Source organism: Phytopseudomonas daroniae (assembly GCF_004327285.1).
GTDB classification, from domain to species: Bacteria; Pseudomonadota; Gammaproteobacteria; order Pseudomonadales; family Pseudomonadaceae; genus Aquipseudomonas; species Aquipseudomonas daroniae.
Window position 1 is genome coordinate 17,591 of sequence record NZ_QJUI01000019.1, and the last position, 17,915, is coordinate 35,505.

General features: G+C 60.7%; 16 protein-coding genes. 10 read left to right on the forward strand and 6 right to left on the reverse strand.

Features of this window, described 5'->3' with window-relative positions; genetic code table 11:
- Window positions 1-25 precede the first annotated feature (25 nt).
- Window positions 26-2,305, reverse strand: coding sequence for a fatty acid cis/trans isomerase (locus DNK06_RS19720; RefSeq protein ID WP_131181703.1), 2,280 nt, complete (start codon window positions 2,303-2,305; stop codon window positions 26-28).
- A gap of 207 nt (window positions 2,306-2,512) precedes the next feature.
- On the opposite strand from DNK06_RS19720, the gene metH reads away from it, so the two are divergent.
- Genes metH through DNK06_RS19735 form a run of 3 tightly spaced genes read left to right on the forward strand, consistent with a single transcriptional unit; the run spans window position 2,513 to window position 7,065 of the window.
- Window positions 2,513-6,223, forward strand: a complete 3,711-nt coding sequence (gene metH / locus DNK06_RS19725) for a methionine synthase (RefSeq protein ID WP_131181769.1) — start codon at window positions 2,513-2,515, stop codon at window positions 6,221-6,223.
- Window positions 6,220-6,534 carry a DUF5629 family protein gene (locus tag DNK06_RS19730; protein ID WP_131181704.1) on the forward strand — a complete coding sequence of 105 codons (315 nt, stop codon included), beginning with the start codon at window positions 6,220-6,222 and terminating at the stop codon, window positions 6,532-6,534. Before metH ends, DNK06_RS19730 begins: the two co-directional genes overlap by 4 nt.
- Window positions 6,535-6,552: 18 nt before the next feature.
- Window positions 6,553-7,065 carry a hypothetical protein gene (locus tag DNK06_RS19735; protein ID WP_131181705.1) on the forward strand — a complete coding sequence of 171 codons (513 nt, stop codon included), beginning with the start codon at window positions 6,553-6,555 and terminating at the stop codon, window positions 7,063-7,065.
- A 97-nt stretch (window positions 7,066-7,162) separates the two neighbouring features.
- On the opposite strand, the gene DNK06_RS19740 is transcribed toward DNK06_RS19735, so the two are convergent.
- The 3 genes from DNK06_RS19740 to DNK06_RS19750 are packed head-to-tail and all read right to left on the reverse strand — an operon-like array spanning window position 7,163 to window position 9,286.
- Entirely contained in the window at window positions 7,163-7,465 is a 303-nt protein-coding gene (locus tag DNK06_RS19740) for a DUF1883 domain-containing protein (protein WP_131181706.1), read from the reverse strand.
- 39 nt (window positions 7,466-7,504) lie between these two features.
- Complete coding sequence (locus tag DNK06_RS19745) at window positions 7,505-8,299, reverse strand: substrate-binding periplasmic protein (RefSeq protein WP_131181707.1); 795 nt, start codon at window positions 8,297-8,299, stop codon at window positions 7,505-7,507.
- 57 nt (window positions 8,300-8,356) lie between these two features.
- Window positions 8,357-9,286, reverse strand: coding sequence for a ZIP family metal transporter (locus DNK06_RS19750; RefSeq protein ID WP_131181708.1), 930 nt, complete (start codon window positions 9,284-9,286; stop codon window positions 8,357-8,359).
- A gap of 114 nt (window positions 9,287-9,400) precedes the next feature.
- Between DNK06_RS19750 and DNK06_RS19755 the strand changes: the two genes are divergently transcribed.
- From DNK06_RS19755 to DNK06_RS19765, 3 genes are all read left to right on the forward strand, one after another.
- The gene (locus DNK06_RS19755) at window positions 9,401-9,865 is read left to right on the forward strand and encodes an OsmC family protein (protein WP_131181709.1); all 465 of its coding nucleotides are present in this window, start codon (window positions 9,401-9,403) and stop codon (window positions 9,863-9,865) included.
- 458 nt (window positions 9,866-10,323) lie between these two features.
- Window positions 10,324-11,982 (forward strand): nitrite/sulfite reductase, encoded by a 1,659-nt coding sequence (locus DNK06_RS19760; RefSeq protein WP_131181710.1) that lies wholly within the window; start codon window positions 10,324-10,326, stop codon window positions 11,980-11,982.
- Window positions 11,966-12,463, forward strand: a complete 498-nt coding sequence (locus DNK06_RS19765; RefSeq protein WP_131181711.1) for a DUF934 domain-containing protein — start codon at window positions 11,966-11,968, stop codon at window positions 12,461-12,463. Before DNK06_RS19760 ends, DNK06_RS19765 begins: the two co-directional genes overlap by 17 nt.
- Before the next feature lie 63 nt (window positions 12,464-12,526).
- Here DNK06_RS19765 and DNK06_RS19770 read toward each other — a convergent pair whose 3' ends face one another.
- The gene (locus DNK06_RS19770) at window positions 12,527-13,519 is read right to left on the reverse strand and encodes a YhdH/YhfP family quinone oxidoreductase (RefSeq protein ID WP_131181712.1); all 993 of its coding nucleotides are present in this window, start codon (window positions 13,517-13,519) and stop codon (window positions 12,527-12,529) included.
- Window positions 13,520-13,556: 37 nt separating this feature from the next.
- Entirely contained in the window at window positions 13,557-14,576 is a 1,020-nt protein-coding gene (sohB, locus tag DNK06_RS19775) for a protease SohB (protein WP_131181713.1), read from the reverse strand.
- Window positions 14,577-14,785: 209 nt separating this feature from the next.
- Here sohB and DNK06_RS19780 point away from each other — a divergent pair, with 209 nt between their 5' ends.
- From DNK06_RS19780 to DNK06_RS19795, 4 genes are all read left to right on the forward strand, one after another.
- Window positions 14,786-15,484, forward strand: a complete 699-nt coding sequence (locus DNK06_RS19780) for a histidine phosphatase family protein (protein WP_131181714.1) — start codon at window positions 14,786-14,788, stop codon at window positions 15,482-15,484.
- Window positions 15,485-15,542: 58 nt separating this feature from the next.
- On the forward strand, window positions 15,543-15,854 hold the full coding sequence (locus tag DNK06_RS19785) for an SCP2 sterol-binding domain-containing protein (protein WP_042552596.1): 312 nt from the start codon (window positions 15,543-15,545) through the stop codon (window positions 15,852-15,854).
- A gap of 198 nt (window positions 15,855-16,052) precedes the next feature.
- A complete protein-coding gene (locus DNK06_RS19790; RefSeq protein ID WP_131181715.1) occupies window positions 16,053-17,120 on the forward strand; it encodes a phosphotransferase family protein in 1,068 nt (355 codons plus the stop codon).
- A 27-nt stretch (window positions 17,121-17,147) separates the two neighbouring features.
- Window positions 17,148-17,915: an SDR family oxidoreductase gene (locus DNK06_RS19795; protein WP_131181716.1), complete on the forward strand. Its 768-nt coding sequence runs from the start codon at window positions 17,148-17,150 to the stop codon at window positions 17,913-17,915.

Here is a 17,915-nt window from a genome sequence, read left to right on the forward strand (position 1 = left end):
TGACGCCTGCCGGCTCGCCGTGAAATCAGAGGTTCTGGTAGCGATTCATATCCAGCACGCCCGCCTCCAGCGGATCGTGTTCGCGGATATGCGCCGTCAGATCGTGAAAATAGCGCCAGAACTGCGGATGGGTACGACGGATACCCCAGCGCTCGACCACTCTCTCTAAGGTAGCGGCATCATTCACCTGCTCCAGTGACGCGACGAAATCAGGCACTTGAGTGGCCGACACCGAGAACATGAAGTTCGGGTAGCTGGTCATCACTTCCGGGTAAATAGTCAGAGTGTCCAGGCGTGGCTGGTAGCGCAATGCCTCACCGAACATGAACGCCACGTTGCTATGGGCACGGTTGCGCAACAGGCTGTAGAGCTCACGGCGACCATCGCCGGCCTCGACATGTAGCAAGGTGGCTTCGGGCAACTGATGGATCACCTTGAGTTGCGAGGCAGGCCGTGATGCCAGGCGGCTCAGCGCCTGCTCCGCCTGACGCAGATCGGCAGGCAGGCCGTCGCGGTAGCAGTGCTCACCCGTACAGCGGTTGATCGGATCGGGCCGCGCATTGAGCGTACTGAAACGCTGCAGCAACTGCTCGCCGAATTGCCGCTTGGGATTCTCGCCGGGCAGCGGTAGACCACTCGGGGTTTTCTTGTCCAGCGGGTAGTAATCCATCCACGCTTTGAGCTTGCCGCTGTTCTGGTACCAGTCGCTGAACAGCCCCAAGCGCGCGCCGGCGGGCATCAGGCGCAGGAAGTTCTGCTCGGCGCCATTGCGGATCAGGTCGAAGTACAAGCGCGTCTGCGCCTGGTGCGAGACGTTGCCGAACACGTCGAAATTCACCACCAACTGGTAATAGGTACGCTCCAACAGCGGATAGTCCATCCACCAGAGGGTTTGCGGAATCTCGCCGACCAACCCTTTGCGCACCGAAGCGCTATCGTGCTGGCGGAAGATCGACAGCAGCGCATTATCGTTGCCGCGCCAGATATGCGACCAGTCAGGTGCCGGAGCCTCGGCATAGCCCGAGGTACGCAAGGCTTCGTAGTCGTTGCGCTTGTTGCGATAGGCGCGCCACAAGCCAAGCAGGTCGCCGATCTCGTCGAGCTGGCCAGGCATCGACAGCAACGGCGTGGTTTCACCGCGATAGGCGGGGTCGGTGATGTACAGGTCGTGCTGTGGATCCTGGAATACCACCCAGAAATTATCGCGGATCACGTCGGTGGCGATCTGTCCGCGACACACCGGCCCGCGAATGAAGGTGCGCACGAAGTATTCGGCATTATCGAGCATGAACTGATAGCGCGCCTGGGCCGGAATCGCCTCGAAGGTTTCGAACGGGTTGGAGCGGCGCTGTATCCCATAGCCCGGCATCAGGCTCACCTGCCAGTCGCTGCCGAAAAACAGCGACTTGACCCGCGCCAGTTTCGTTGCGCTGAGCGGATAGGTGATATGGGTCTTGTGAACGATCACGCCCTGAATCGGCATCAGGCGGTAATAGACAGTGGTGCCGGGGTCATCATTGGGACGCCGTGTGGCGATGATGTCCACCGGCTCGCCGCTCGGTGTGCGCGAGCGCACCATCTGGAAGAAATGCCCGGGCTCGCCACCCTCGAAATGCAGGTGAGCGAGAAACAGGTGCTCGTACAGCCAGCGGCTTACCAGGTTCTGTTCGTCACCTGGTGCATTGAGAAAGCGCTCCCACTCAGCGACCTGCCGTGCTTCGCCAGCACTGGGCTGCAGTGCCTGCTCATCGACTGGAGCCCCCTGCTCCAGCCAGCGCTGCACGGTCTGATAATCCTGCTCGGTGAGCCCGGTCACGGCGAATGGCATGCCTGCCATGGGGTTCTTGCCGGCAAAAGCATCGAACTCCCCCGGTAACGGGCACTGGTTGACCCGGTCGATACCTATCGCCAGTTCCTTCGGCAACTTGCTGTTGGCCGGCAAGGGTGTGGCGTGGCCCAGTTCGAGCATGCGCGCCATCAGCGCAGCCTGGCCGCCCTGCTGCTCAAGCACCGAGTGGAAATCCTTGCGGCGCCAGGCCGGCTCACCATGGGCGTCGATGAACAGCCGTGTGGTGGCCTGGGTCTTGCTGCGCGTGCCGTCGTAAACCGTGGCCTTGCTGGCGCCCCGCACGACACCCTCGCCGCTGCCCAGATTGAGCTGGCACGGCGCGTCGTAACAGGCATGGCAGGCCACGCAGTTCTGGGTAAATATCGGCTGGATATCGCGGCTGTAGGAAACGGACTGCGCCATCACCAGCGGGCTGATCAAGGCAAGACAAACACTCAACAGCAGCCGGTAATGCATGGTCGCAATTCCACAAAAATAGCCGGCCATTTTAACCGTCTCGTTTGTGCCATCGCCATGCCTGCATATGCCAAAAAGTAACGAACCTGGCTGCCAGGTCAACATGAACATAATTCATGCACAAGGGTGCAGCGCAGAAAAAGCGCCAACTTTTGTTATGATCGCAGCTCTTGTCGTAGCCTCCCGTTCAGAGCCTTTTCCATGCCCCTGTCAGATCGTAGCGCCCGCCTCCAAGCACTTCAGCAAGCCCTCAAGGATCGCATCCTGATTCTCGACGGCGGCATGGGCACCATGATCCAGAGCTACAAGCTGGAAGAGAGGGATTACCGTGGTGAGCGCTTCGCCGACTGGCCGAGCGACGTCAAGGGCAACAACGACCTGCTGCTGCTCAGCCAGCCGCAGATCATTGCCGAGATCGAGCGCGCCTACCTGGATGCTGGTGCCGACATCCTGGAAACCAACACCTTCAACGCCACCCAGGTGTCCCAGGCCGACTACGGCATGGAAAAGCTGGCCTATGAGCTGAACCTGGCTGGCGCCCGTGTGGCCCGTGAAGTGGCAGATGCCAAGACCCGGGAAACCCCGGATCGCCCGCGCTTCGTCGCTGGCGTGCTCGGCCCGACCAGCCGTACCTGCTCGATCTCTCCGGACGTCAACGACCCTGGCTACCGCAACGTCACCTTCGACGAACTGGTGGACAACTACACCGAAGCCACCCGCGGCCTGATTGCGGGCGGTGCCGACCTGATCCTGATCGAGACCATCTTCGATACCCTCAACGCCAAGGCGGCGATCTTCGCCGTGCAGCAGGTGTTCGACGAAGACGACGTCGAGCTGCCGATCATGATCTCCGGCACCATCACCGACGCCTCAGGCCGCACGCTGTCCGGGCAGACCACCGAAGCTTTCTGGAACTCGGTCGCCCACGCCAAGCCGATTTCCGTGGGCCTCAACTGCGCCCTCGGCGCCGCCGACCTGCGTCCTTATCTGGAAGAGTTGTCGAACAAGGCCGGCACTCACGTTTCGGCTCACCCCAACGCCGGTCTGCCCAACGCCTTCGGCGAGTACGATGAAACCCCGGCGCAAACCGCCGCGGTCATCGAAGAGTTCGCCCAGAGCGGCTTCCTCAACATCATCGGTGGTTGCTGCGGCACCACACCGGGGCACATCAAGGCCATCGCCGAAGCGGTCGCCAAGTATCCGCCGCGGCAGATCCCGGATATCCCCAAAGCCTGCCGCCTGTCCGGCCTGGAGCCGTTCACCATCGACCGCAAGTCGCTGTTCGTGAACGTCGGCGAGCGCACCAACATCACCGGCTCGGCGAAGTTCGCCCGGCTGATCCGCGAAGAGAACTACACCGAGGCCCTGGAAGTCGCCCTGCAGCAGGTGGAAGCCGGCGCCCAGGTGATCGACATCAACATGGACGAGGGCATGCTCGACTCCAAGGCGGCGATGGTCAGGTTCCTCAACCTGATCGCCGGCGAGCCGGACATTTCCCGCGTGCCGATCATGATCGACTCTTCCAAGTGGGAAGTGATCGAAGCCGGTCTGAAGTGCATCCAGGGCAAGGGCATCGTCAACTCGATCTCCATGAAGGAAGGCGTCGAGCAGTTCAAGCATCACGCCAAGCTGTGCAAACGCTACGGCGCCGCCGTGGTGGTGATGGCCTTCGACGAAGTCGGCCAGGCCGACACCGCAGCCCGTAAGCGCGAAATCTGCCAGCGCAGCTACGACATTCTGGTCAATGAAGTGGGCTTTCCGCCGGAAGACATCATCTTCGACCCGAATATCTTCGCCGTCGCCACCGGTATCGAGGAACACAACAACTACGCGGTGGACTTCATCGAGGCCTGTGCCTATATCCGCGACCATCTGCCCTATGCGCTGACCTCTGGCGGCGTATCCAACGTGTCCTTCTCGTTCCGCGGCAACAACCCGGTGCGCGAAGCGATCCATTCGGTGTTCCTCTACTACGCGATCCAGAATGGCCTGACCATGGGCATCGTCAACGCCGGCCAGTTGGAGATCTACGACGAGATTCCCAAAGAGCTGCGCGACAGGGTCGAGGACGTCGTACTCAACCGCACTCCAGGCGGCACCGACGCGCTGCTGGCGATCGCCGACAATTACCGTGGCGGCGGCGCGACCAAGGAAGTCGAGAACGAAGAATGGCGCTCGCTGCCGGTCGACAAACGTCTGGAACACGCGCTGGTCAAAGGCATCACCGCCTTTATCGTCGAAGACACCGAGGAGTGCCGCCAGCAATGTGCGCGCCCCATTGAGGTCATCGAAGGCCCGCTGATGAGCGGCATGAACATCGTTGGCGACCTGTTCGGCTCGGGCAAGATGTTCCTGCCCCAGGTGGTCAAATCCGCCCGCGTGATGAAGCAGGCCGTTGCGCACCTGATCCCGTTCATCGAACTGGAAAAAGGCGACAAGCCGGAGGCCAAGGGCAAGATCCTCATGGCCACGGTCAAGGGCGACGTGCATGACATCGGCAAGAACATCGTCGGCGTGGTGCTGGGCTGTAACGGCTACGACATCGTCGATCTTGGTGTGATGGTGCCGGCGGAGAAGATCCTGCAAACCGCCATCGCAGAAAAGTGCGACATCATCGGCCTGTCCGGCCTGATCACGCCATCGCTGGACGAGATGGTGCACGTTGCCAAGGAAATGCAGCGCCAGGGCTTCAAGCTGCCATTGATGATCGGTGGCGCCACCACCTCCAAAGCACACACGGCGGTGAAGATCGACCCACAGTACAGCAACGATGCCGTGGTTTACGTCACCGACGCCTCGCGAGCCGTGGGTGTGGCGACTCAGTTGCTGTCCAAGGAACTCAAACCCGATTTCGTGCAGCGCACTCGCGACGATTACGTGGTGGTGCGCGAACGCACCTCGGCCCGCGCCTCGCGCACCGAGCGCCTGCCCTACGACAAGGCCGTCGCCAACAAGCCGAAGTTCGACTGGATCGGCTATACCGCGCCGAAGCCGAGCTTCACCGGCGTGAAGGTGCTGGATGACATCGACCTCAATGTGCTGGCCGAGTACATCGACTGGACGCCGTTCTTCATCTCCTGGGATCTGGCTGGCAAGTACCCACGCATTCTGACCGATGAAGTGGTTGGCGAAGCCGCCACCAGCCTGTTCAACGATGCCAAGGTGATTCTCAGAAAGCTGATCGACGAGAAACTGATCAAGGCCCGCGCCGTGTTCGGTTTCTGGCCAGCCAACCAGGTGCGCGACGACGACATCGAAGTCTACGGCGACGATGGCCAGCCCCTGGCCACCCTGCACCACTTGCGTCAACAGACCATCAAGCCGGACGGCAAGCCGAACCTGTCCCTCGCCGACTTCGTCGCACCGAAGGACAGTGGCATCACGGATTACGTGGGGGGCTTCATCACCACCGCCGGCATCGGTGCCGAGGAAGTGGCCAAGGCTTACGAGGCCAAGGGCGACGATTACAACTCGATCATGGTCAAGGCTCTGGCCGACCGCCTCGCCGAAGCCTGTGCCGAGTGGCTGCACGCGTGCGTGCGCAAGGAATACTGGGGCTACCAGCCAGACGAGCACCTGAGCAACGAAGATCTGATCAAGGAAGCCTACAAGGGCATCCGCCCTGCTCCCGGCTACCCGGCCTGCCCGGATCACACCGAGAAGAAGGCCCTGTTCAACCTGCTCGACCCCGAGGCCGAGTACCACAAGGCTGGCCGCAGCGGCGTATTCCTCACCGAGCACTACGCCATGTTCCCGGCCGCAGCCGTCAGCGGCTGGTACTTCGCCCACCCAGAGGCGCAATACTTCGCCGTCGGCAAGGTCGACAAGGATCAGATCGAGCAGTACAGCGAGCGCAAGGCGCAGGACATTGCCGTCAGTGAACGCTGGCTGGCACCCAACCTGGGGTATGACGAATGAGTGATCAACCTTACCTGCTCGACCAACTGGAAACCGCCGACATGCTGGAAATCGACGGCCTGCATGCTTTCGACTTCAGGCTCGACGATGCCCTGCTCGACCAGGCCGACACTGCCGCCGAAGCGGATGAGCCATTCGCCAGCGAAGCCACCGTCCTGCACATCGAAGTGCAGGACGGTCGCGAGCGCAAACGCTGGCAGTTCAGCTATAACGCGGTGATGGAAGCCGAGTATCGAGCTGCCGATGACAGCTGGATGCTGGGCGAACACCGCCTGATTTGCCTGACGGCCATAGGCGTAGAGGCGGATTAACGGCCGAGCCCGCTACCGATGAGCCTCCTGAATACCCATCAATCCGTATACCGTGAAAAGCTGATCGAACACCTTTTCATCGGGGAAATGCTCAAGCTGTCATGGCTCAAGCACGGAGCGACCCTGGAAGTATCCCATTCACTGATCGACCGCTCGGGTCACGACATCGTTCTGGAAGTCAGCGGTGTCGTTCGCCACATTCAGCTCAAGACCTCAGCATTGTCAGCGACCACCGCAAACCAGAAGGTACACCTCGCCCTGGGGCTGAAACCTTCTGGCTGCGTGATCTGGATTCAGTTTGACGAGGCAACCCTGACGCTGGGGCCTTTTCTGTTCTTTGGCGGCTTGGCGGGCAAACCGCTGGCGAGCCTGGAAGCGTTCAAAACCGCCAGGCATACCAAAGCAAACATGGAAGGCATCAAGGCGGAGCGCCCTCATATCCGGGTCGTACCGCGTGCAAGCTTCACAAGGATAGAATCCATCGAGGCGCTATACGACACTTTGTTCGATGCTCTGCAAGTGCGCAACTGATTAGGAGCCGCGGGGGCGCCTAGCCTTGCGGGCGATCCTTGGCTATCGCTATCGCCGGCAAGCCGGCTCCTACAAAGCCAGGGTCATCCGCTGAGGATCACGACAGCTGGGACGAGGATCTGCGCACGATCTTGATCGAGTGCTTCAAGGTCGGTTTGCGGGTGACGCTGATCGCCTTGCGGGTCACGGTGTCGATGGTGATATTCCAGAAACCGCTGCTAGGCACGGTGATTTTGGCCGGGAATTTATCGAAAGCACCGCCGTGGTAGGTATGCCGGCCGCTGTTCTTGAAACTGCGAAAATTCGCGTCGTTCATCAGGCGGATATTGCAGGGTTGCGAGCATTCGATAACGACCAGATCGTCTTCGTTGAGGTGCTCGCGCTGGTGTATGTACTTCATCAGATGCTCCACGCGGTATTTTCAGGGCGATAGCATGACTCACCAGCCGTCGGACAGCAAAGCCTGTGACTTCTCCAACCCAAGATAGCTCGTCAATATGCGCTGCCAAGTGCCGTCTCTGCACATCTCAGCAAAGGCGTCGCTCATCCGCGAACCTAAGCCCTCTGCACCTTCGAGCCTGAGGCTGCCGGCGATATGACTGCGTGTGCGGCTGAGCGGTTTGCCAAATAGCAGAGGCGCGCCGTAACCCAGTTCGCGCCACAAATAGATGGCCCGCAGATCGATTTCGTACCAGGCAACCACACGGCCACTCTGCAACAGTTGAGCGGCCTGCTCAGGGTCGGTGACTTCGACCACCCGCTGCTCATCCGTGCGCATGGCGTTGATATCGTCAGCTCGCGGCGTACCCGCCATGACCGCTACCGGGCCTGCCTTCAATGCATCTGCCAGGCTGTCGAAAGAACGCCCCACGCTGGCCAACACATAGGGAGTGGGCAACACGTCGAGCAACCAGACGAAATCATCCTCACGCTCTGCGGTACGCCCCAGATTCAGTACGATCCCGTGCTCATCGTCGCTCGCCAGGCTCAGCACTCGGCGCCAGGGCACGCTGCGAAAAACGCACTGCTGCTCGGTGCGCACGCACAATTCACGCATCAGATCGCCAAACAGCCCCGCTCGCACAGCCGTGCCGTCGGCAAATGGCATTTGCCCCTGGCCGACATAAACATTCAACGGTTCGGCCTGCACGTTGCCTGCGCCGCCCAGCGCGCCGGTCAGCAGGAGTGCACAGCCAGCCCGACGACTACGGGCAATGACATCACTTATCCGCACGCGAACCCCATATCTGATCGACCGGCGCAGTGTGCATCAGGTATAGGCAAACGCCAATCAGCCCAATGCCGTATCCAAGAACATCATCACAGCAAAGCCCCCCATCAGCCCTAGAGTCGCAGGTGTTTGATGACCGTTGCGATGGGTTTCCGGGATGATTTCATGGGAAACCACGAACAGCATCGCGCCTGCCGCCAAGCCCAGGCCGACGGGATAAGCGAGCGCATAGCTGCTGGACATGCCAACGCCGACCAACGCTCCCAGCGGCTCCATCAGCCCACTGGCAGCGGCGATCAGCGCCGCATGGAACGCCGACAGGCCAGTGCTGCGCAGCGCCAGCGCTACGGCAAGCCCTTCGGGAATGTCCTGGATGGCGATGGCGGTCGCCAGAGGAATCCCCACTGTCATGTCGTCGCCAGCGAAACCAACGCCAACGGCCATACCTTCCGGCAGGTTGTGCAGAGTGATGGCGAACACGAACAGCCATACCCGGTTCAGGCGCTCGCTCTGCGGCCCAAGCCGCCCAGTGCTCTCGTGCTCATGCGGAGTGAAATGATCGAGGCCAAGCATCAGCAGAACGCCAAGGGTCAACCCCACCACCACTGTCGCGGCGCCGAGCATGCCGCTACCGGTGATGCTCTCGGCAGCCTCCAGGCCCGGAATAATCAGCGAGAAGGAGCTCGCGGCGAGCATCATGCCGGCGGCGAAGCCCAACAGGCTGTCCTGGGTTTTCACGCTGATGGTGCCCAACGCCAAGGCAGCCATTGCCCCCAATGCCGTTGCGGCGAATCCCGCTCCACCACCATAGAGCGCATTGCGTATGCGCTCCGGGTGCCCCTCATCGAAGACATTGAACAGGCTGCTTATCAGTAGCAGCAACACTACCAGCAGCGCGACTCCCAGCCCGGCAGCAATCCAGGGCGAGGCTCGCGCCTGCGTTAGCCAAGCCTGCAGGAAACTGTTGTTCGACTGTGGAAGTGTTTGCATGGAACCTCTCATACGTCTAAAAACCTGAGCAAAGCCTTAAGGACGCGCTTAATAGTTGCGACATTCTAGGGTCTGTTGACGTTTCACCTTAACTTTTGCGGAGCGATTATCAGCATGGCTCAACACAGTGCCACCATCATCTGGCTACGCGGCGAACAACCTTTTCTCGATAACCGTTACAGCCGAGCCCATCACTGGCAGTTCGACGGCGGCCTGGAAGTACCCGCTTCCTCCTCTCCCGATGTAGTGCCGCAGCCTATGTCCGATGTCAGCGCTGTCGACCCCGAGGAAGCCTTTGTCGCCTCGCTCTCGAGCTGCCATATGCTGTGGTTCCTGTCACTGGCGGCGAAGCAGGGTTTTCAGGTCGATCATTATAAAGATGAGGCCCAGGGTACTCTGGCACGCAATGAGCAAGGCCGTCTGGCCATGACCGATATAGTGCTGCGCCCACAGGTATTTTTCAGTGGTGCCAAACTGCCCGACGAAGCCGAGGTGCACGCGCTACATCACTCGGCGCACGATGCCTGTTTTCTGGCGAACTCGGTGCTCTGCCCAGTGCGCTGCGAACCGATCCTTTAATCACGAGTCGCCAACTCCATCAGGCCCTGTGATGAGCATACCGATCAGCACTCATCTTATCTGCAAGGTCTTGTTTTTCCGGGTTATTGCGAGCCGTTCTCGATAACAACCCTGCACTGGCAAGCAATTGATCCTGGCTCAGGAGACGCTTTTTCATTCCACCGACCGGCGCAGTTATGCATGCTTCCTGACTTAGCACTAAAAGTTCTTTTCATATATTAAAACTTCACTTTTGCGCATAAACCTGAACTGGTATCTTCCCTCGGCTCCGCCTGGAGTGCGCGGCCGTGCGCGCAGATTTGCTGTAACAGATCATCGAGAACGTTGCGAGCGTCGGCTAGCCAGGGACGAACTCAGTAAACGAGCGGTCAACCGTCTCGACGCTGACTTCCATACCGCACAGCTGCGCGCAGTAGCCTTTCACCGATCTGGCAAGCAGCCTGATAACAGGATTCTCCATGTACGTTTACGACCAGTACGACCAACAAATCGTCGAGGACCGCGTCAAGCAGTTCCGCGATCAAACCCGCCGGTATCTCAGTGGCGAACTGAGCGGTGAAGAATTCCGTCCGCTGCGCCTGCAGAACGGTCTGTACATTCAGCGTTTCGCGCCCATGCTGCGCATCGCCGTCCCTTACGGCCTGCTGTCGTCCGTTCAGGTTCGCAAACTGGCGCAGATCGCCCGCGATTACGACAAGGGCTATGCCCACATCAGCACCCGTCAGAACGTCCAGTTCAACTGGCCCGAACTCGAAGACGTTCCGGAGATTCTCGCCGAGTTGGCCACCGTGCAGATGCACGCGATCCAGACCAGCGGCAACTGCATCCGCAACACCACCACCGACCAGTTCGCAGGTGTCGCCAAGGACGAGCTGATCGATCCGCGCCCCTGGTGCGAGATCATCCGTCAGTGGTCGACCTTCCACCCGGAATTCAGCCATCTACCGCGCAAGTTCAAGATTGCCGTCAACGGCGCGGTCGGCGACCGTGCCGCCATCGAGGTGCACGACATCGGCCTGGAAGCGGTGAACAACGACGCCGGCGAACTGGGTTTCCGCGTATCGGTCGGTGGCGGCCTGGGCCGCACCCCGATCGTCGGCAGCTTCATCAATGAATTCCTGCCCTGGAAGCACCTGATCAGCTACCTCGACGCCATCCTGCGCGTGTACAACCGCTATGGCCGTCGTGACAACAAGTACAAGGCGCGCATCAAGATCCTGGTCAAGGCGCTGACCCCTGAGGTGTTCGCCGAACGTGTGAATGCCGAGTGGGCACACCTGAAAGACGGCCCGACCACCCTGACCGATGAAGAAGTGGCGCGCGTCGCCGCTCACTTCGTCGATCCGGCCTACAAGGCGCTGCAGGATCAGGACGCCCTCCTCGCCGGGCTCGACAACGAGCACCCAGGCTTCGCCCGCTGGCGCGAGCGTAATACCTTCGCCCACAAGAAACCGGGTTATGTCGCCGTAACGCTGTCGCTCAAGCCAACTGGCGTAGCGCCGGGTGACGTGACCGACAAGCAGCTCGACGCCATCGCCGAGCTGGCCGACCGCTACAGCTTCGGCGAGGTGCGCAACAGCCACAACCAGAACATCATCCTCGCCGATGTCGAGCAAGAGCAGTTGTTCACCCTGTGGGGCGAACTGCGCGAGCAGGGCTTCGCCACACCGAACGTGGGCCTGCTGACCGATATCATCTGCTGCCCGGGTGGCGACTTCTGCTCCCTGGCCAACGCCAAGTCGATTCCGGTCGCCGAAGCCATCCAGCGTCGCTTCGACAACCTCGACTACCTGTTCGACATCGGCAACATCGACCTCAATATCTCCGGTTGCATGAATGCCTGTGGCCACCACCACGTGGGCCACATCGGCATCCTCGGCGTGGACAAGAAAGGCCAGGAGTTCTACCAGGTGTCCCTTGGCGGCAGCTCGGGTCGTGACGCCAGCCTGGCCCAGATCCTCGGCCCATCCTTCGCCCAGGACGACATGCCGGACGTGATCGACAAGATCGTCAACGTCTACGTCGAACAACGCACCGAAGAAGAGAGCTTCCTCGACACCTTCCGCCGTATCGGTGTCGCCCCGTTCAAGGAGCGCGTATATGCAGCGAATCATTAAGAACGGCCAGATCGTCGACGAAAGCTGGCACCTGCTGCCGAAGGAAACCACCTTCGAAGAGCTGTCCAACTGCGACGACCTGATCGTCCCACTGGCGCTCTGGCTGGAGCATGGCAACGCGCTGAAAGCTCGCGATGGTGGCCTGGGCGTATGGCTGGATGCCGAGGAAGAGATCGAATCCATCGTCGATTCGCTGGACGACTTTCAGGTCATCGCCCTGAATTTCCCGGCCTTCACCGACGGTCGCCACTCCTCCTCCGCCTATCTGCTGCGCACCCGCTACGGCTTCAAGGGCGAGCTGCGCGCCATTGGCGACGTGTTGCGCGACCAGCTGTGGGCGCTCAAGCGCTGCGGTTTCGATGCCTTCGCCCTGCGCGAAGACAAGGATCCCGAAGACGCGCTGAAAGCCTTCGAGGAGTTCTCCGAGGTGTATCAGGCCTCCAGCGACCAGCCTGACCCCCTGTTCAGACGCCGCGCCTGAAAAGCAAAAGCCCCGCCAATTGGCGGGGCTTTTTCATGCAGCTCACTCAGGGCCTGGCAAACGTCAATCCAGCCTGACCAATACCCGCCCGACCTGCCCACCCTGCAGAATTCGAGTGATCGCCTCGGGCAACTCTGCCAGGCCAACCTCGGTTACCAGATCATCGAGATTCGGTAATTTCCATTGCAGCGACAGCTTGTCCCACATCGACGCCTTGACCACCAGCGGCAGCTCGACCGAATCGACACCCAGCAGATTCACGCCCCGCAGGATGAACGGAAGCACGCTGGCCTGGAACTCGACGCCAGCAGTCAACCCACAGCAGGCGACGCTACCGCCATATCGAGTGGACTTGAGCACGTTGAAGAGAATCTCACCGCCGACCGTATCCACCGCAGCAGCCCATTGTTCCCTGAGCAAGGGCCGCTCGGAACCGCTCTGCAACTCGAGACGTGGAACGATCTGTCTGGCGCCCAAGCGGGTCAGCAGATCGGCCTGTTTCGCCTTGCCGGTCGCGGCAGCCACCTGGTAACCCAGGGCGCTCAGCAACATCACGGCGATGCTGCCAACGCCGCCTGTCGCACCGGTCACCAGCACCGGGCCATCATCCGGAGAAAGCCCGACGCGCTCCAGCTTGTCGACACACAACGCAGCGGTCAGACCCGCCGTACCGAGAATCATCGCTTCGCGCAGCGACAGCCCCTGAGGCCGCTTGATCGCCCACCCCGCCGGAATGCGGATGTACTGACCGAAACCGCCGGCGGTGTTCATGCCCAGGTCGTAACCCGTGACGATCACCTCATCCCCCTCGCTGAACTCGGCAGCACTGGAATGCTCGACCACGCCGGCTGCATCGATGCCAGGCGTATGCGGGTAATGACGGCTGACACCGCGCTGGCCACTGGCCGATAGCGCATCCTTGAAGTTGAGAGAAGAGTACTGAACGCGGATCAGCAGCTCGCCCGCGGGCAAATCGGCAATATTGCGCTCGACCACCTGCTGTTCAAAGGTGCCACCTGCGTCAGGCGCTGCCTGCAGAGCGAAAAAACTCGTCATCCAAACCTCCTTCATCCGCCGCGGCGGAAGGTGCGGGTTACCAGAAACGCTGCTGACCGAGACGGCTCAGCCAGGTCAGGGCAAAGCGATCCAGCGCCACACTGGCAGCCAGACCGACACGTTCCTGCAGGGATTTCTTCTGCACGAAGTGCAACTGGAACAGATCGGCCTCACGGGCACGCTCGGCCAGGTATTCATCGCTGGTCTTCAGTTCATCGACCAGCTGTTTCTCCAGCGCCGCCATGCCCAGCCACACCTCGCCAGTGGCGATCTCGTCTATCTCCAGTTGCGGGCGATAACGGGCAACGAAGTTCTTGAACAACTCGTGGGTGGTTTCCAGGTCTTCCTGGAATTTTTCCCGCCCCTTCTCGGTGTTCTCGCCGAAAATCGTCAGGGTACGCTTGTACTCACCGGCGGTCAGTACCTCGAAATCGATATCGTGCTTCTTCAGCAGACGATTGACGTTGGGCAGTTGGGCCACCACGCCGATCGAACCGAGGATGGCGAACGGCGCGGAAATGATCTTCTCGCCGATGCAGGCCATCATGTAGCCGCCGCTGGCCGCGACCTTGTCGATGCACACCGTCAGCGGCACACCGGCCTGGCGGATGCGCGCCAGCTGCGAGGAGGCCAGCCCGTAGCTGTGCACCATGCCGCCACCACTTTCCAGGCGCAGCACCACTTCATCCTGCGGCGTGGCCAGGCTCAGCAGCGCAGTGATCTCATGACGCAGGCCATCGGTAGCCGAAGCCTTGATGTCACCGTCGAAGTCCAGCACATAGACCCGGGACTTCTGTTGCGGCTTCTTCTTCGCCTGCTTGGCCGACTTGGCTTCCTCTTTGCTCAACGCCTTGAGTTGATCCTTGTCCAGAATCGACTGCTCGAGGCGCTGACGCAGCGCCTTGTAGAAATCGTTGAGTTTGGTCACCTGCAATTGGCCACCGCTGCGGCGGCCACGGCTGCGTATGGCAACAAGCGCAACCAGAACGACGATGATGGCCACCACCAGGGTTACCGTCTTGGCCAGAAACCCTGCGTAATCAGCAAGAAACTCCACACATTTCCCCTATTTCCAATCGATGGCCTCCCGTAGAGGCCTTGCGTTGCCCAAGCATACCGGCGGCGCCTGACCACGGCCAGATAGGTTCGCGGCTTTCGACGGGCGCGCCCTGACGAATTCAAACAAACGTATGATTTTTCGTTGACAGCCTCAGGCCAACCCTCCTACCCTCGCCAAACATTCAAGGTTCCAGGGTTGCAGCGGACGTGGGCAGCATCTACCTGATTCGACATGGCCAGGCTTCGTTCGGTGCAGAGGATTACGACGTTCTCTCGCCCTTGGGCGAACGCCAGTCCAGACTGCTCGGCAGTCACCTGGCGCAAACCGGCCTACATCTCGATCGCGCCATCAGCGGCAGCCTGCTCAGGCAATCCCATACCGGCCGCCTGGTACTGGAGCAACTGGACGAAGCCCCCGCGCTGGAAGCCGATCCTGCATTCGACGAGTTCGATGCCGAAGGGGTCATCCGCACCCTGCTCCCGGCCCTGCAGCCCCATGAACCGAAAGCCGTCGAAATCATGCGTAACGCGGCGCACAACCGTGCCGAATTCCAGCGCTTGTTCGTGCGCCTGCTGGAGACCTGGGTCGGTGGCGACTACGACGCCCCGGCACTGCAGAGCTGGCAGGCTTTTCTCGACCAGGTGGGCGGTGGCCTGGAGCGCCTGCTCGCTCGGGCAACGTCCAGAGAGCAGATCGCCGTGTTCACCTCCGGCGGCACCATCACGGCTTTGCTGCACCTGCTGACCGGCATGCCGGTCGCCAGCGCCTTTGCAATGAACTGGCAAATCGCCAACACCTCGCTAAGCTGCCTGAAGTTTCAGGGCGAGCGGGTGACCCTGGCTTCGTTCAACAGTCACGCCCATCTGCAGCTGTTGAATACGCCGTCGCTCATCACTTATCGCTGAGCCTCGGCAAACGGTACCCGTGAGGGTGCAGAACAACCTGAAAACAAAGGAAACCACCATGAGCGTCGCAGACATCGTCCAAACCATGCAGGCCAAGTTCAACCCCAGCGCCGCCGAGGGCCTGGATCTGGTCTTCCAGTTCAACATCGAAGATGCCGACAACCACTATCTGATCGTCAAGGACGGCACCTGTGACGTCAAACAGGGCGACAGCCCGGATGCCAACGTCACGCTGATCATGGACAAGGAAACCTTCAAAGGCATCACCACCGGTGAAACCGATGGCATGCAGGCGTTCATGGCCGGCAAGCTGCGCGCCGAAGGCGACATGATGCTGGCGCTCAAGCTGAGCGAACTGTTCCCAGTCTGAGAACGACGCGAACGGGTGCAGCACAGAAAACCGGAGTCCGACGATTCCGGTTTTTTTTGGTCTGCCGATCGGCGCATCAGCGATCTTGATTCGCTACCAACAACCACATCGATAAACGGGTGATGTGCTTGTAGCACCGACGCGGGCTGATTAGATTGGCTCGATCATCACCGCCAACGACAAATAAAAGGGATAGGGATGACACTTACCGACCGATCCAGCGCCATTCGTCAGGGCGAGGAGCTCGACGCCCGCGCCATCGATGCCTATCTCAAGGCCCATATCGCCGGCTTGAGCGGCGAACCGCAGATCAGCCAGTTTCCCGGCGGGGCCTCGAACCTCACCTATCTGCTGCGCTATGCCGATCAGGAGCTGGTGCTGCGTCGCCCGCCGTTTGGCAGCAAGGCGAAATCCGCCCATGACATGGGCCGCGAATTCCGCATCCTCAACAAGCTGAGGGAGGCATTCCCCTATTGCCCGCAAGCCTTCGTGCATTGCACCGACCCGTCGGTAATCGGCGCCGAGTTCTACGTCATGGAACGGGTCGAGGGCATCATCCTGCGTGCTGATCTGCCCGCCGAACTGAAGCTCACGTCCGCGCAGACGACTACCCTGTGCAAGAGTTTCATCGACCGGCTGGTAGAGCTGCACCAGGTCGATTACGACAGCTGTGGCCTCGCTGACCTTGGCAAGCCGGAGGGCTACGTCGCGCGTCAGATCAGCGGTTGGAGCGAGCGCTACGATAACGCCCGCACGCCGGATGCACCGCTCTGGCAGGAAGTCAGAACCTGGTTGCGGGAGAAGATGCCGGCCGACCACCCGCGCCCGGCAATCGTGCACAACGACTACCGCTTCGACAATGTGATCCTCGATCCGGGCGACCCCATGCGCATCATCGGCGTGCTCGATTGGGAGCTCACCACGCTTGGCGATCCGCTGATGGATCTGGGCAACACGCTGGCCTACTGGATCGAGGCAGGCGATCCACCTGCAGTGCAGATGATGCGCCGCCAACCGAGCAATGCCCCCGGCATGCTGACCCGCCAGGCCTTCGTCGATTACTACGCCGAGCGGGCTGGAATCGAGATCCAGTGCTTCGACTTCTATTACCTCTACGGCCTGTTCCGCCTCGCCGGAATCGTCCAGCAGATCTATTACCGCTACTACCACGGTCAGACCGCCGACAAACGCTTCGCCTCCTTCGTGCAGATGAACGCATTGCTGGAACAGATGGCCTTGGGGGTCATCGCTCGCTCGTCACTTTGACGCCACCCATTCCAAGAGGCTCATGCCATGTCCAAGACCCAGTTGTTCGACCTCGATGGCAAGATTGCCTTCGTTTCCGGTGCCAGCCGCGGGATCGGTGAAGCAATCGCTCATCTGCTGGCCCAGCAAGGCGCCCAGGTGATCGTCGCCAGCCGCAAGCTGGACGGTTGCCAGGCCGTGGCAGACGCCATCAATGCCAAAGGCGGCAAGGCCGTAGCGATGGCCTGCCATATCGGTGAGATGGAGCAGATCCAGGCGGTATTCGCCCAGATTCGCGAGCGCTTCGGTCGCCTCGACATTCTGGTCAATAACGCTGCCACCAACCCACAGTTCTGCAACGTGCTGGATACCGACCTCGGTGCCTTCCAGAAAACCGTCGACGTGAATATCCGCGGCTACTACTTCATGTCCATCGAGGGCGGCAAACTGATGAAGGAAAGTGGCGGCGGCAGCATCATCAACGTGGCGTCGATCAATGGCGTATCGCCTGGCGAGTTCCAGGGCATCTACTCGGTCACCAAGGCCGCGGTGATCAGCATGACCAAAGTGTTCGCCAAGGAATGCGCGCAGTTCGGCATCCGCTGCAATGCCCTGCTCCCGGGCCTCACCGATACCCGCTTCGCGTCGGCACTGACCAAGAACGAGGCGATCCTCAACTTCGCCCTGCAACGCATTCCGCTCAAGCGGGTGGCTGACCCAAGCGAAATGGCAGGCGCGGTGCTGTATCTGGCCAGTGATGCGTCAAGCTACACCACCGGCGTATCGCTGAATGTCGACGGCGGCTTCCTGTCCTGA